Genomic DNA, 13,241 nt, shown 5'->3' with positions numbered 1-13,241 from the left:
CTCAATGATGGGGCTACCATGCAAGGTACCAGGAAAGTTTTGTTTTTAATTTACGCCGCGTTGCTGTCCACTATCGGGCTGTTCGCTTCCGATCTTTACCTGCCGGCACTCGCGAATATTCAGCAGTTTTATCAAACTGATGCAGGCACCGTCGGCTTATCGCTGAGCATCTACATGGCGGGATTCTCAATCGGCCAGCTGTTCTACGGCGCCATCTCCGATCAGCTTGGCCGCAAAGCGCCGCTGTTTATCGGGCTGCTGCTGTTTTTAGTGGGTACCCTGGGCTGCATTTACGCCCGCTCGATCGAATTCTTCCTGTTTTGTCGCCTGCTGCAATCCCTTGGCGTCTGCGCCGCCTATGTCCTGTGGCAACCGATGATCGTCGATTTGTTCGACGGTAACGACGTGCAAAAGCTGTTCACCCTGATGATGGCGCTGGGCGGGCTTTCACCGGCGCTGGCGCCGTTGATCGGCGGCTATGTGACGGCCTACTTCGGCTGGAAGATGGTGTTTGGCCTGCTGCTGGTGCTGACCGTTCTGCTGCTGGCCTGGACGCTGTTCGGCTACCGGGAATCGCTGGCGCCCGCCAACCGCACGGCGTTTTCCACCACCCGGGTTTTGAAGAGTTACGGCTCGTTCCTGTCCAGTCGATTTTTTATCGGGCATGCCTGCGCCATTGCCTGCGGCATCACGCTGTATCTGGTATTTCTGACCATGCTGCCGTTTATCCTGACGGGCATCGGTTATTCAGCGGACGCCATTGGGCTGATGTATCTGCCGATCGCGCTGACCTTTATTGCCGGGACCGAGGTGGCCAAACGCCAGTATGCCAAATTGGGCGACGCGGGCAGCATGAAAGTCGGCATCTGTTTCGGCATGGCCGGCGCGTTGCTGCTGTTCCTCACGCCCTTCTTTTTCTCCGTCTCGGCGGCCTGGAAAATCATCGTTCCCTTCTCGTTGATCACCTTCGGCAACGGCTTTTTGGTGCCGACCGGCTCGGCCTTTTTAATCAAGTGCTTCGCTGACCGAGCCGGCGCTTGCGCCAGTTCGATCGGTTTTATGGTGACCACCATCGCGTTTATCTCCATCAGCGTCGCTTCGCTGCTCGCCGGCCCACTCGGTATGGTGACGGCCATGACGGCGACCATTTTGCTGTTCTCGGCGTTGATGGGGCTGGCATTGCTGTGGGGCCGACATGCGCAAGCCGACAGTCGCGTCTCCTACAGCGCCGACGGTTCTTGAGGTAACATCGCAGTAAAACCGGTGCCTGGCTTCTGGCACCGGTTGTTTATCGCCATCCCGCCCCAGCCGCAGGAAAGCGCAGCGCCCCCTCCACACTGTGATTTCCCCCCCACCCCTGCCGAAATAACTCCCCTTCGCCATGAATAATGATTATTATTCGCAAATACAAGGATCGGCGCGCCACGACGCGACCGGCCGGATTTTCCCTTTATTCAATGTTGAGCGTTCCTGGCTCCAGGGCAACCGCCCTGTGGCGATAGGCTTTTTTAACTCCATGGAGAGGTTATGAATTCTGCAACCACCACCAGCCGCCGCTTTGGCGCACGCGCCACCTTCCCGCTGCTGTTGCTCACGTCAATGCTGTTTTCCGCCCCGTTGCTGGCCCAGAGCGAGCCTGAGCTGCTGCGCAAACCGGTAGGTAAAGGCGCTTACGAGATGGTGTATAGCCAGGGCGAAAACGCGCTGTATCTGGCGACCTCGCAAAGCCGTAAACTGGACAAGGGCGGCGTGGTTTATCGGCTGGATCCCAAGACGCTGGATATCACTCAGGTGATCCACAACGACATCAAACCTTTCGGCGCCGCGATTAACGGCAAGACCGACACGCTGTTCTTCGGCAACACGGTAAACAACGCGGTGACCGCTATCGATGCCAAGAGCGGCGAAGTAAAAGGCCGCCTGGTGCTGGATGCCCGCCAACGCACCGAGACGGTAAAACCGCTGGCGCCGCGTGAGCTGGTGGCCGACGCCGCGACCGACACGCTGTACATTACCGGGCTGGGCGAATCCAGCGTGGTCTGGGTGGTGGACGGTAAAGATCTCACCCTGCGCACCACCATCACCGATACCGGTAAATACGGCACCGGCCTGGCGCTGGACGCCGCAGCCGGCCGCCTGTATGTGACCAACGCCGACGGCGAGCTGGTGACTATCGATACCAAAACCAACAAGGTGCTCACCCGCAAAAAACTGGATGAAGCCAAAGAGCACTTCTTCCTGAACCTCAGCCTGGATCCGGCCACCCACCGCGCGTTTATCACCGACTCCAAACAGGCACAGGTGTTGGTTGTCGATACCCGCGACGGCACTGTCCTGAGCAAAATCGAGGTGCCGGAATCGCTGGCGGTGTTGTTCAACCCGGCGCGCAATGAAGTTTACGTGACCCACCGCAAGGCGGGCGAAGTGAGCGTGATTGACGCCAAAAATTACAAGCTGCTGAACACCTTCAAGACGCCGACCCACCCGAACAGCCTGGCGCTGTCACCGGATGGCCAGACGCTGTACGTCAGCGTCAAACAGGCTTCCAGCCGCGAAAAAGAAGCCACGGCTCCGGATGACGTGATTCGCATAGCATTGAAATAGTCAAGGCCGGGGGGCGCTTCTGCGCCCCTTGAGGTTGATGACAAAGTTGTCTTTGAGCCCGAGATACCCGGGCCTAGCGCCCCTTTTGGCTTTTAAACTCTAAATCCAACGTGCTTGCCGTCCGGCAGTTCGACATCCAGCCGCAACGTTCCGCCCATCGCTTCCACATAGCGCTTCAATGTCGATATCTTCAGCTCATTGCCACGCTGCTCTATCGCCGCGACGGAAGGCTGGGAGATACCCAGATTATTCGCCAGTTCCTGCTGTGAGATATTCAGCGCCTCACGCAATTGGTACAACCGTGCTTCCAGCCACATCTCTTGCGCCATTTCTTCGATTCGTTGCAGACTCTCCGGGGTACGCGAGGCTAGCATGTCTTTTAAAGTACCCATTGGCTACTCCTTAAAATTACACATCAAATGCTGGGTAAACTGCGCATCCGCAATAGGCAGCATGACTTTGTAAAACCGCTTCTCGTTACCAGTCTTATCGCCGGCACACAAAACAATAGCCTGACGTAGTGAGTCAAAGGCAAAAAAAGCGCGAATCGGCCGCCCTTTATGCTGAACCCGCAGTTCTTTCATATTAGGGTGCTGTGACCCTCTCAACGAGTCTACAAAAGGACGTGAGAGGTTGGGGCCACTCCGCTCAAGCAATACTAATGCAGCCAGCACTTTCTCCTGAGTAAGTTCATCCTGCACCGCAAACCACCGATCAAACTCTTCCGTTGTTATTACAGTCCACATGGCATTCCCTTTTTATAGACCACAGTCTATAATTAAATTATAGACTACAACCTATAAATGCAATACCCCGGATTTGAAGCTTTGGCGTCTCAACGGTGAAACAGATCATCACCCAGAAAGTGAACCGCCGCAGTTTTATTGTAAATACAGCCCACTAAGTCACCTCTACGGCTTACCCATAACCCCGTCGGCTTCCTGAACCACCGCCTTTTGGGTCGCCCGCTGGTAGAGGCACAGCTCTTTGCCCGGCTTGTTCTTCATGAACGGCTGCGGGTAACGCCCGCCGATCAACAGCGCCGAGTAACCGACTTCGTCATCATAATGAATGATCGTCCCGGCGGCTTTGGCCGCTTTCAATCCGCTGGCCTTCAGGCAGGCGGCCTGCATCGCTTTATCGCCCTTGGCCCAGGCCGCTTCAGACGAAGCTGCCGCGTTGAAGACGGTGATGGCGGCGGCAAACAGGATAATGATTCTGAGCATGGCTCTCTCCGATTTATTTTGTTTTCCGCAGTATATGCAGCCTTTTATTATTCGGCCATCGGACCGCAGCCTATTATTTACAGCTTTTTTATTCCGGGCGGAAATAAAGTTACGGCGTTTTTACAGACAGTTTTCAGGGCCACGGATAACATCATTACATCGCCGCTATGGCCTCACGAGACGGATGCCTCATGTGTTTATCCCCTGCCTTTTTTATTATTGAACCCGCGTTTTTCATTAAGCTCGGGGGCCGCCATGTATTCTAATATTATTGGTTTTAACCCTCTGCTGGCGGATATTCCCGCCTCGCGGTCGCGCTCGTTTCGCAAAGAAGTCGAACAGTATTTACAGCGCTACCCGCAGACCGAACACGTCGATATTTATCTCAACGATCTGAATGGCCAGTTTCGCGGCAAGCGGCTGCCGGTTGCCGAACTGTTTTCGCTGGATAAGGGCTGCTATTTCCCGTTGTCGATTTACGCCATGGATCTCGGCGGGCGGGTGATCGAAGAAAGCGGACTGGGCCAGCAGGCGGGCGAACCGGATCGCTTGTGCCTGCCGGTGCCCGGCACGCTGCGGCCCTGCGCCCGCGATCCGCAACGCCATGCCCAACTGCTGCTGACGATGCAAAATGCCGATGGTGACGCCTGCGAGCTGGAGCCGCGCGTGGTGCTGCAACAGGTGCTCGGGCGCTTGCATGCCAAAGGCTATTACCCGGTGGTGGCGGCCGAGCTGGAGTTTTATCTGCACGATCCGCAGCAACAGCCCGCCGAGGCCAACCCCTGTCCAACGCAGAGTTTTTCTGTCGATGCCCCGGAGCGCCACCATGCGCTGCTCAATGAGATTGAGCATCAGGCCCGGTTGCAGACGCTGCCGCTGACGGGGATCGTGGCCGAGGCCGCTTCCGGCCAGTATGAGTTGAACCTGCACCACAGTGCGCGGGTGCTGGAAGCCTGCGACCAGGTGCTGGCCCTGAAACGGCTGACGCGCCAGATGGCGGAAAAACACCACCAGCACGCCTGCTTTATGGCCAAGCCCTGCGCGCAGGCCGCCGGCAGCGGTCTGCATTTTCATATCAGCCTGCAGGATGAACAGGGCCACAACCTGTTGGCCGGCACGCCGGGTGAACTGAGCGCCACCATGACGCAGGCGATCGCCGGGATGCTGGCACTGATGCCGGCCTCGATGGCGATATTCGCGCCGAACATCAATGCGTTCCGCCGTTTCCGCCCAGGCATGCACGTGCCGCTGCGTGCCTCCTGGGGCCACAACAACCGCACGGTGGCGCTGCGTCTACCCTGCGCCGACAGCGCCAACCAGCGGATCGAATACCGGCTGGCCGGTGCCGACGCCAACCCTTATCTGGCGGTGGCGGCGATGCTGAGCGGCATGCTGTACGGGCTGGAGCACGCACTGCCGCTGCCCCCGGCGGCCTGCGGCAACGGGTATGAAAACGACGACGCGGCGGCGCTGCCGCTTAACCAGCAAGAAGCGCTAACGCTGTTCCGGCAAAGCCTGCCGCTGCGCGAAACGCTCGGCCCGGCGTTTACCGCGCTGTGGCACACCTGCAAAACCGCCGAATTGCGCCGTTTCGAAGAACAGGTCACCGAGGCGGAAATAAGCTGGATGCTGTAACGCCGTGGTTTCTCCCCGGTGACGACCTTATTTATTGGCAATGCACAGAGGACGACGATGAAGTATCAACCTCGGTCGGTAATAACCGACAAAAATAATCAGCCGAACGCAGTAAATGATGGGCCGCTATTCACCTGGCATAAAGGTGCATTGACGATCAGCACCGATCGCCGGCTATTGGACATCGATTTTATTCATCACTTTCTCCGTCATTCGCACTGGGCGCAGGGGATCGACCGCGCCACGCTGGAGCACGCCATTCGCCACAGTCTGTGCTTCGGCCTGTATCGAAAAAAACGCCAGATCGGTTTTGCCCGGGTGGTGACGGACCACGCCACCTTCGCCTGGTTGAGCGACGTGTTTATCACGGCCGAATACCGCGGCAATGGGCTGGGGCAATGGCTGATGCACAGTTGCCTGGAACATCCGCTCATGAGCGGGCTGCACCGTATCATGCTCTACGCCAGCCAGGCGCCGTGGCTGTACGCCAAGGTGGGCTATGAACCGATCAACCAGCCAGACAGGGTGTGGACCATCACGCAGCCCACGATTGATCACCCCTGCGGCGCACTCAATATCCCCCAGTCTGTGCACTGAGTAAGGAAAACACCATGTCCCGTTTGGTTTTGATTTCGAATAAGCAGTGTGACAGCAAGGATCTGGCCTGCGCCACGCAGGCCCTTTCGCCCGACGGCGCGAATGAGGCGGATCGGGGATTGTGGCTGGGCTGGAACGGCGACGTGCAGAACTTTGGCGAGCGCCCGGTCTGCTATCGGCACAATGCCGGCTATGAACAGGTGACCTTCCCGCTGTCTGTCGACGAGTTTTGCCGCCACTATCAGGGCTACTATCACGATGGCCTGTGGCCGGTGTTCCACAACCAGCCGGAGAAAGCGCATTTCACGCCGGAGAATTACCGGGCTTACCGGCAGCTCAACCTGCACTTCGCCGACATCGCCTGCGAGTATGTTTGCCCAAGCGACATCATCTGCATCGATGATTACCAGTTGCTACCCTGCGGCCAGGCGCTGAAGGAACAGGGATTGCTGAACCCGTGCGCGTTCTTCTTCCACCTGCCGTTCCCGTCGGCGGCGCTGCTCAGGCAGATCCCCGAGCACCGCGGGTTAATCGAGTCGCTGTTTTTTTATGATCTGATCGGCTTTCAGACGCTCGATGACCGCAATAACTTCCTCAGCTATCTGGCCAACGAGTACCCGCTGGAGATGCTGCCCGACGACCAGTTGCAGGTTAACGGGCACATCTTCGCCACCGGCCTCTTCCCGGCCGGGATCAACGCCAGAAAGATTTACTGATTCAGGCTGCCGCCCGCTGACGTTCCAGTTCACGCACCAGCGGGATCACTTCTCTGCCGAAGAACTCCACCTCTTCCTGGAAATGCAGGAACGCCAGCAACATCAGGTTTACCCCGGCGTCTTTCAGCGCGATGATGCGCTCGGCGATCTGCTGCGGGGTGCCGATCAGGTTGGTTTTAAAGCCGTCGTTATACTGCACCAGATCCTCGAAGCTGGATTTGGCCCAGTTGCCTTCGCCCTCCGGCGACGCCGCCCCGGCGTTCTTCACTTCATGCTCGAAGCCTTTTACCGCCGCCGGATTGGCGTTGTCGATGATCTCCTGCAATACCGCCTGCGCCGCCTGCTCGGTATCGCGCGCAATGACAAAACCGTTCACCCCTACCTTCACGCGGTGGTGATTGGCCGTCGCCTTGGTCTGGAGATCGTCCACCTGCTGCTTGATGCCTTCGACGCTGTTGCCGTTGGTGAAATACCAGTCCGACACCCGCGCCGCCATGTCGCGCGCCGCCCGTGAGCTGCCGCCCTGGAAAATCTCCGGCAGCGGATCCAGCGGTTTGGGTTTGAGCGAGTAATCACGGTAGCGATAAAAATCGCCGGCGAAGGTGAAACTGGGTTCGGTCCAGATGCCGCGCAGGCAGCGGATGAACTCTTCCGAACGCAGGTAGCGCTCCTCGTGATCCAGCCAGGGCTCGCCGATGGCCTTGAACTCGCCGCGGAACCAGCCGCTGACGATATTGACCGCAATGCGCGCATCGGACAGGTGGCTGATGGTGGCGATCTGCTTGGCCGCCAGCGTGGGGTTCCACGGCCCCGGCAGCAGCGCGGCGATCACCTTGAGCCTTGAGGTGGAATCCAGCAGCGCCTGCGAGAACGCTACCGATTCATGCTGATTATCCGCCCCGTAACCGGCGGTGAAGCGGATCTGGGTCAGCGCGTAGTCAAAACCGGCGCGCTCGGCGATTTGCGCCAGCTTGCGGTTGTAGCCGATATCCCAGCCGGTACGCTGCGGGATGTTGCTGATCACCAGCCCACCGGACACGTTCGGCACCCAGTAGGCAAACTGGATGGGCTGCTGCTCGTTCGATTTGGACATGCTTCCTCTCCCTTTTCTGAATGTCGGTGCCGTTATGCGGCGTTTATATAACCATTATTAATTTATAGATATTGAATCACGCAATTTGGTTATAAACCGATTAGCAGGATGCATGCCAACCGCCTGATCATTCGATCTAATTGAAAAATAAAAGGTTAGCGAGATAAGTAAAACGGAGCCTGTTGCATTGGCAGCAGCGGCTGTCGGGTGAGTGTTGCCCATGCAGCAGCGAGCGACGCTCTCCACAGCTGTACGAAATATAAGCTATCTTGATTGAACGCCCCTTCCGGCGTGTTGATAGAGGACAGCGCCATGCCAGACCATAGCTATCGCCCGCCGACCACCGACCAACTGGATCAATTGCTCCAACAAGCCAACGCCGCCCAAACCGAGCCTTTCCCCGATGGGGTGGGTATTGCCATCTGTTGGGATGGCGGCGATCTCCCCGGTGCAGGCGGGATTTACCGGTACGGCAATCTGCGCGATTGGGATAACCATTCCATCGCATTCACCGATGACGTGCTGTTTAAAATAGCGTCCTGCAGCAAGACCTTTACCGCCACCGCCTACGCCATGGCGCTGCAAAAAGACATGATTGATGACGACACCACCGTCGGGGATATCGTGCGTCCTTCCACCCTCGGCAGCAATTATCTTGATATTCCCCTGCGCAGCCTGGTGAATTACACCTCGGGTTTTCCGGCCGATAATGTGCCGGGATCCGGCACCCAGCCGACGCCTTTTCCGGTTCCTTATGAAGTTGACGAGATGTTCGGGTTCCTGCGCGGCAATCCCTTTGAACCCGAAGGAACCACGGAGCGTTATACCTACTCGAATCTGGCTTTCTCTTTGCTGGGCTGGTTGCTGGCCGAAAAAATCGGCCATGCCAAATTTGCGCAGCTCATCACCCATTGGATTTTTCATCCATTGGAGATGAACGACTCGCAGTACACCCCACCCTATATCAAGGGTACTTCTTCTACCGAGTCTCAACCGCCCGCTGCACCGAAAATGCTCCCTCGTTGCTATACCTATAGCGCGGGCGACAATGGCAATGACGGCACCTACGAGCTCGCATCGCCCAGTTCCCACAACTTCGACGCCTATTACGGCGGTGGCGGCGTGATGACCTCGCCACGGGATATGCTGCAATGGCTGAGGTTTAATCTGGGCCTGAATAAGAACCTGCCGGATAGCGAAGCCCTGCTGCAAAAACTCCATACGCCCACAACCGGCGTCACCGCCGGTACGTCACAGCTGTGCATGGGATGGTTCATGACCCCGGCATCCGCTCTGTCACCGGCAATGCTCTATAAGGATGGCGACTTGGCGGGCGCCAACAGCTATCTGTTGCTGATAGCCAGCGACGCCCCCGGGCAAATCGCTTCTCCTGCCGGGGTTAGCGTAATGGTGAACGTTAAGGGGTTGACGGTGAATGGCACCACTCTTGCCACCTGGATCGCCAAAAAAGTGATGGCGATAATGAGCGGCGAGGAAACGCCTTCCGTTTGACTCAACCCACTAAACTGCTGCATACGGCATCGGCTGCGCTCGATGCCGTTCACCTCTCACACATCTCCAACCGCTCACCTGCCCATTTCAACCGTTCACCCAGCGCAGGGAACCGCTGACTGAAATTCACATGTCTTCCCCTCTCCAGACCCTTGATGATGAGCTGTTGCCAAACCTACGGCGCCACCGTTATTCGCACCCGGGCCACGCGCCTGAAACATCTTATAAGCGGATTAACTCACTCATTTTTTTGCAGATTAGAATATTAAGGACACCTCATGAACCGAGAGGGGATTTTAAAACACATTCCGTGGATGCTACTGGGGATACTCGGTGCATCCTGCCTGGGCGTGGTTGCGCTGCGCCGTGGCGAAAACATCAGTGCGCTGTGGATCATCGTCGCGTCGGTGGCGGTGTATCTGGTGGCGTACCGGTATTACAGCCTGTATATCGCCACCAAGGTGATGAAGCTGGACGCCTTCCGCGCCACCCCGGCGGTGGTCAACAACGACGGCCTGAACTACGTGCCAACCAACAAGAACGTGCTGTTCGGCCACCACTTCGCCGCCATTGCCGGCGCAGGCCCGCTGGTCGGCCCGGTGCTGGCGGCGCAGGTCGGTTACCTGCCCGGCACGCTGTGGCTGCTGGGCGGCGTGGTGCTGGCGGGGGCGGTGCAGGACTTTATGGTGCTGTTCATCTCCTCGCGCCGCAATGGCGCCTCGCTCGGTGAGATCATCAAAAAGGAAATGGGCCCGGTACCGGGCACCATCGCGCTGTTTGGCTGCTTCCTGATCATGATCATCATCCTGGCGGTGCTGGCCCTGATCGTGGTGAAAGCCCTGGCAGAAAGCCCGTGGGGCGTGTTCACCGTCTGCGCCACCGTGCCGATCGCGCTGTTTATGGGCATTTACATGCGCTTCCTGCGCCCCGGCCGGGTGGGTGAAGTGTCGGTGATTGGCATTGTGCTGCTGGTGGCGTCCATCTGGTTCGGCGGCGTGATCGCCCAGGACCCGTACTGGGGCCCGGCACTGACCTTTAAAGACACCACCATCACCTTCACGCTGATTGGCTATGCGTTCGTCTCCGCCCTGCTGCCGGTGTGGCTGATCCTGGCGCCGCGCGATTATCTGGCCACCTTCCTGAAGATTGGCGTGATTGTCGGGCTGGCGATTGGCATCGTGATCCTCAACCCCGAGCTGAAAATGCCGGCGGTGACGCAGTTTGTCGACGGCACCGGCCCGGTGTGGAAAGGTTCGGTGTTCCCGTTCCTGTTCATCACCATCGCCTGCGGCGCGGTTTCCGGCTTCCATGCGTTGATCGCATCCGGCACCACGCCGAAGTTGCTGGCCAATGAAAAAGACGCGCGCTTTATCGGTTACGGCGCAATGTTGATGGAGTCCTTTGTCGCCATCATGGCGCTGGTGGCGGCCTCGATCATCGAGCCGGGCCTGTACTTCGCCATGAACACCCCACCGGCGGCATTGGGCATCACCATGCCGGACCTGCACCGTTTGGGCACCGAAGACGCGCCGATGATCATGGCGTCGCTCAAAGACGTGACCGCCCACGCGGCGGCGACCGTCAGTTCCTGGGGCTTCGTCATCAGCCCGGAACAGATCCTGCAAACCGCCAAGGACATCGGCGAGCCTTCGGTGCTGAACCGCGCCGGTGGCGCGCCAACGCTGGCGGTGGGCATCGCCCACGTGTTCCACCAGATCATCCCTGGCGCCAATATGGGCTTCTGGTATCACTTCGGCATTCTGTTCGAAGCGCTGTTTATCCTGACCGCGCTGGACGCCGGCACCCGTTCCGGCCGCTTTATGCTGCAGGACTTGCTGGGCAACTTTGCGCCCTTCCTGAAAAAAACCGACTCGCTGGTGGCCGGTATCGTCGGCACCGCCGGTTGCGTGGGGCTGTGGGGCTACCTGCTGTACCAAGGGGTGGTCGATCCGCTCGGCGGCGTGAAGAGTCTGTGGCCGCTGTTCGGCATCTCTAACCAGATGCTGGCGGCCGTGGCGCTGGTGTTGGGCACCGTGGTGCTGATCAAGATGAAGCGTACCCAATACATTTGGGTCACCGTGCTGCCTGCAGTGTGGCTGCTGATCTGCACCACCTATGCGCTGGGCCTGAAGCTGTTTAGCGACAACCCGCAGCTGGAAGGCTTCTTCTTCCAGGCCGGCGAGTACAAACGCAAAATCGCCGAGGGCGGCGCCGAGCTGAGCGCCCAACAGGTGGCGAACATGCAGCATATCGTGGTGAACAACTACACCAACGCCGGGCTGAGCATTCTGTTCCTGCTGGTGGTGTACAGCATCATCTTCTACGGGGTGAAAACCGCGATGGCGGCGTATAAAAACCCGAACCGCAGCGACCAGGAAACGCCATACGTGCCGGTGCCCGAAGAAGCGCCATCCCACGGCGTAACTGAGGGGGACGTCAAAGTTTCGCCGCAGCACTGATGGTGATTTAACGGATACCCTGCATAATGAAAGCTAAGTAGTACCCAATGGATTTCGAGCCGCAGCAAGGCGGCAAATGAGCGAACCCCCAGGAGCTTACACAGGTAAGTGACTGGGGTTCGTGAGTGCAGCCAACACCGCTGCGGCTCGAAAGACGACGGGTACACAGGGTAATTTTTGGGAGAAGGCCATGTTCGGAAATCTCGGCCAGGCGGGGAAATATCTCGGGCAGGCGGCGCGCATGTTGGTGGGCGTGCCTGACTACGATACCTACGTCCAGCACATGAAAGACAACCACCCGGACAAGCCGGTGATGACCTATAAAGAGTTTTTCCGCGAACGCCAGCAGGCCCGCTACGGCGGCGACGGCAAAGGCGGTATGCGCTGCTGCTGATTTGAGTCAATAAGGACCCGACATGAAACCCATCGCCGTCACCATTTTGACCGGCTTTTTGGGCGCAGGCAAAACCACCCTGCTGCGCCATATTCTGAACGCCGACCACGGCTACAAGATTGCGGTTATCGAAAACGAGTTCGGCGAAGTGCCGATCGACAACGCGCTGATTGGCGACCGCGCCAGCCGCATCACCACCCTGAGCAACGGCTGCATCTGTTGCAGCAAAGCCAACGAGCTGGCAGACGCGCTGCTGGACCTGCTGGACGGCGTAGACCAGGGCCAATTGGAATTCGACCGGCTGATCATCGAATGCACCGGCATGGCCGACCCCGGCCCAATCACCCAGACCTTTTTCTCGCACGAGCTCATTTGCGAACGCTTCCTGCTGGACGGCATCATCACGCTGGTGGATGCCGCGCACGCCGACCAGCAACTGAACCAGTTCAGCATCGCGCAGGCACAGGTGGGCTACGCCGACCGCATTCTGCTGACCAAAACCGACGTAGCGCCGGACTGCGAGGCGCTGACCCAACGCCTGCAGCTGATGAACGCCCGCGCGCCGGTTTACACCGTGACGCACGGCGATATCGATCTGAGCCTGCTGTTCGGCATCGAAGGTTTTACGCTCAACGACAGGCTGAACCTGACGCCGCCCGCCCCGCTGTTCCGCCGCATTCCGCAGCCGCAAAACAACATCCGGTCGATCGTGGTGTACCACGACCAGCCGCTGGAACTGATGCAGATTTCCGAAGTGATGGAAGGCCTGCTGCTGGAATACGCCGACAGCCTGCTGCGCTACAAGGGCATTTTGTCGATCAAGGACGAACCGCGCCGGCTGCTGTTCCAGGGCGTGCAACGGCTGTATAACGCCGATTGGGACCGCGAGTGGCTACCTGAGGAAGAACGCCGCAGTACGCTGGTGTTTATCGGCGTGGATTTGCCGGAGGAGGAGATCCGGGGACGGTTTGCGGCGTTGGGTTGAGAGTGAAAAATCGCATTAAT

General features: G+C 58.4%; 13 protein-coding genes. 9 read left to right on the top strand and 4 right to left on the bottom strand.

Annotated features, from left to right (window positions below; genetic code table 11):
- Positions 1–18: 18 nt before the first annotated feature.
- Complete coding sequence (locus SERAS12_RS02700; RefSeq protein WP_239440976.1) at positions 19–1,242, top strand: Bcr/CflA family efflux MFS transporter; 1,224 nt, start codon at positions 19–21, stop codon at positions 1,240–1,242.
- Positions 1,243–1,527: 285 nt separating this feature from the next.
- The gene (locus tag SERAS12_RS02695; protein WP_013811357.1) at positions 1,528–2,604 is read left to right on the top strand and encodes a YncE family protein; all 1,077 of its coding nucleotides are present in this window, start codon (positions 1,528–1,530) and stop codon (positions 2,602–2,604) included.
- Positions 2,605–2,696: 92 nt separating this feature from the next.
- Here SERAS12_RS02695 and SERAS12_RS02690 read toward each other — a convergent pair whose 3' ends face one another.
- The 3 genes from SERAS12_RS02690 to SERAS12_RS02680 form a co-directional block, all read right to left on the bottom strand.
- The gene (locus tag SERAS12_RS02690; protein ID WP_013811356.1) at positions 2,697–2,996 is read right to left on the bottom strand and encodes a helix-turn-helix domain-containing protein; all 300 of its coding nucleotides are present in this window, start codon (positions 2,994–2,996) and stop codon (positions 2,697–2,699) included.
- Between the two features lie 3 nt (positions 2,997–2,999).
- Positions 3,000–3,350, bottom strand: coding sequence for a type II toxin-antitoxin system RelE/ParE family toxin (locus SERAS12_RS02685; RefSeq protein ID WP_013811355.1), 351 nt, complete (start codon positions 3,348–3,350; stop codon positions 3,000–3,002).
- A gap of 165 nt (positions 3,351–3,515) precedes the next feature.
- Positions 3,516–3,830, bottom strand: a complete 315-nt coding sequence (locus tag SERAS12_RS02680; RefSeq protein WP_013811354.1) for a hypothetical protein — start codon at positions 3,828–3,830, stop codon at positions 3,516–3,518.
- A 255-nt stretch (positions 3,831–4,085) separates the two neighbouring features.
- Between SERAS12_RS02680 and SERAS12_RS02675 the strand changes: the two genes are divergently transcribed.
- From SERAS12_RS02675 to SERAS12_RS02665, 3 genes are read left to right on the top strand one after another with little or no spacing between them, the layout of a single operon-like run.
- Positions 4,086–5,465, top strand: a complete 1,380-nt coding sequence (locus SERAS12_RS02675) for a glutamine synthetase family protein (RefSeq protein WP_013811353.1) — start codon at positions 4,086–4,088, stop codon at positions 5,463–5,465.
- A 57-nt stretch (positions 5,466–5,522) separates the two neighbouring features.
- Positions 5,523–6,062 carry a GNAT family N-acetyltransferase gene (locus tag SERAS12_RS02670; RefSeq protein WP_013811352.1) on the top strand — a complete coding sequence of 180 codons (540 nt, stop codon included), beginning with the start codon at positions 5,523–5,525 and terminating at the stop codon, positions 6,060–6,062.
- Between the two features lie 14 nt (positions 6,063–6,076).
- Positions 6,077–6,778, top strand: coding sequence for a trehalose-6-phosphate synthase (locus SERAS12_RS02665; RefSeq protein WP_006323392.1), 702 nt, complete (start codon positions 6,077–6,079; stop codon positions 6,776–6,778).
- A gap of 1 nt (position 6,779) precedes the next feature.
- On the opposite strand, the gene sfnG is transcribed toward SERAS12_RS02665, so the two are convergent.
- On the bottom strand, positions 6,780–7,871 hold the full coding sequence (gene sfnG / locus SERAS12_RS02660) for a dimethylsulfone monooxygenase SfnG (protein ID WP_004949798.1): 1,092 nt from the start codon (positions 7,869–7,871) through the stop codon (positions 6,780–6,782).
- Positions 7,872–8,183: 312 nt separating this feature from the next.
- Between sfnG and SERAS12_RS02655 the strand changes: the two genes are divergently transcribed.
- The 4 genes from SERAS12_RS02655 (at position 8,184) to yjiA (ending at position 13,221) form a co-directional block, all read left to right on the top strand.
- The gene (locus SERAS12_RS02655; protein ID WP_013811351.1) at positions 8,184–9,383 is read left to right on the top strand and encodes a serine hydrolase; all 1,200 of its coding nucleotides are present in this window, start codon (positions 8,184–8,186) and stop codon (positions 9,381–9,383) included.
- A 278-nt stretch (positions 9,384–9,661) separates the two neighbouring features.
- The gene (locus tag SERAS12_RS02650; protein WP_013811350.1) at positions 9,662–11,842 is read left to right on the top strand and encodes a carbon starvation CstA family protein; all 2,181 of its coding nucleotides are present in this window, start codon (positions 9,662–9,664) and stop codon (positions 11,840–11,842) included.
- 190 nt (positions 11,843–12,032) lie between these two features.
- Positions 12,033–12,236 (top strand): YbdD/YjiX family protein, encoded by a 204-nt coding sequence (locus SERAS12_RS02645; RefSeq protein WP_004953088.1) that lies wholly within the window; start codon positions 12,033–12,035, stop codon positions 12,234–12,236.
- 22 nt (positions 12,237–12,258) lie between these two features.
- Positions 12,259–13,221, top strand: coding sequence for a GTPase (gene yjiA / locus SERAS12_RS02640; protein ID WP_013811349.1), 963 nt, complete (start codon positions 12,259–12,261; stop codon positions 13,219–13,221).
- The last annotated feature ends 20 nt before the right edge of the window (positions 13,222–13,241 follow it).

The sequence above is a fragment of the Serratia sp. AS12 genome, assembly GCF_000214195.1.
Taxonomy (GTDB): domain Bacteria; phylum Pseudomonadota; class Gammaproteobacteria; order Enterobacterales; family Enterobacteriaceae; genus Serratia; species Serratia plymuthica.
Note: the sequence above shows the minus strand (reverse complement) of the source record. Positions and strands in the feature narration are given on the sequence as shown.

Excerpts from the sequence above, each read along its gene's own strand:
- SERAS12_RS02700 (WP_239440976.1), top strand. The coding sequence starts at position 19 with ATGCAAGGTACCAGGAAAGTTTTGTTTTTAATTTACGCCGCGTTGCTG.
- SERAS12_RS02695 (WP_013811357.1), top strand. The coding sequence starts at position 1,528 with ATGAATTCTGCAACCACCACCAGCCGCCGCTTTGGCGCACGCGCCACC.
- SERAS12_RS02690 (WP_013811356.1), bottom strand. The coding sequence starts at position 2,996 with ATGGGTACTTTAAAAGACATGCTAGCCTCGCGTACCCCGGAGAGTCTG.
- SERAS12_RS02685 (WP_013811355.1), bottom strand. The coding sequence starts at position 3,350 with ATGTGGACTGTAATAACAACGGAAGAGTTTGATCGGTGGTTTGCGGTG.
- SERAS12_RS02680 (WP_013811354.1), bottom strand. The coding sequence starts at position 3,830 with ATGCTCAGAATCATTATCCTGTTTGCCGCCGCCATCACCGTCTTCAAC.
- SERAS12_RS02675 (WP_013811353.1), top strand. The coding sequence starts at position 4,086 with ATGTATTCTAATATTATTGGTTTTAACCCTCTGCTGGCGGATATTCCC.
- SERAS12_RS02670 (WP_013811352.1), top strand. The coding sequence starts at position 5,523 with ATGAAGTATCAACCTCGGTCGGTAATAACCGACAAAAATAATCAGCCG.
- SERAS12_RS02665 (WP_006323392.1), top strand. The coding sequence starts at position 6,077 with ATGTCCCGTTTGGTTTTGATTTCGAATAAGCAGTGTGACAGCAAGGAT.
- sfnG (WP_004949798.1), bottom strand. The coding sequence starts at position 7,871 with ATGTCCAAATCGAACGAGCAGCAGCCCATCCAGTTTGCCTACTGGGTG.
- SERAS12_RS02655 (WP_013811351.1), top strand. The coding sequence starts at position 8,184 with ATGCCAGACCATAGCTATCGCCCGCCGACCACCGACCAACTGGATCAA.
- SERAS12_RS02650 (WP_013811350.1), top strand. The coding sequence starts at position 9,662 with ATGAACCGAGAGGGGATTTTAAAACACATTCCGTGGATGCTACTGGGG.
- SERAS12_RS02645 (WP_004953088.1), top strand. The coding sequence starts at position 12,033 with ATGTTCGGAAATCTCGGCCAGGCGGGGAAATATCTCGGGCAGGCGGCG.
- yjiA (WP_013811349.1), top strand. The coding sequence starts at position 12,259 with ATGAAACCCATCGCCGTCACCATTTTGACCGGCTTTTTGGGCGCAGGC.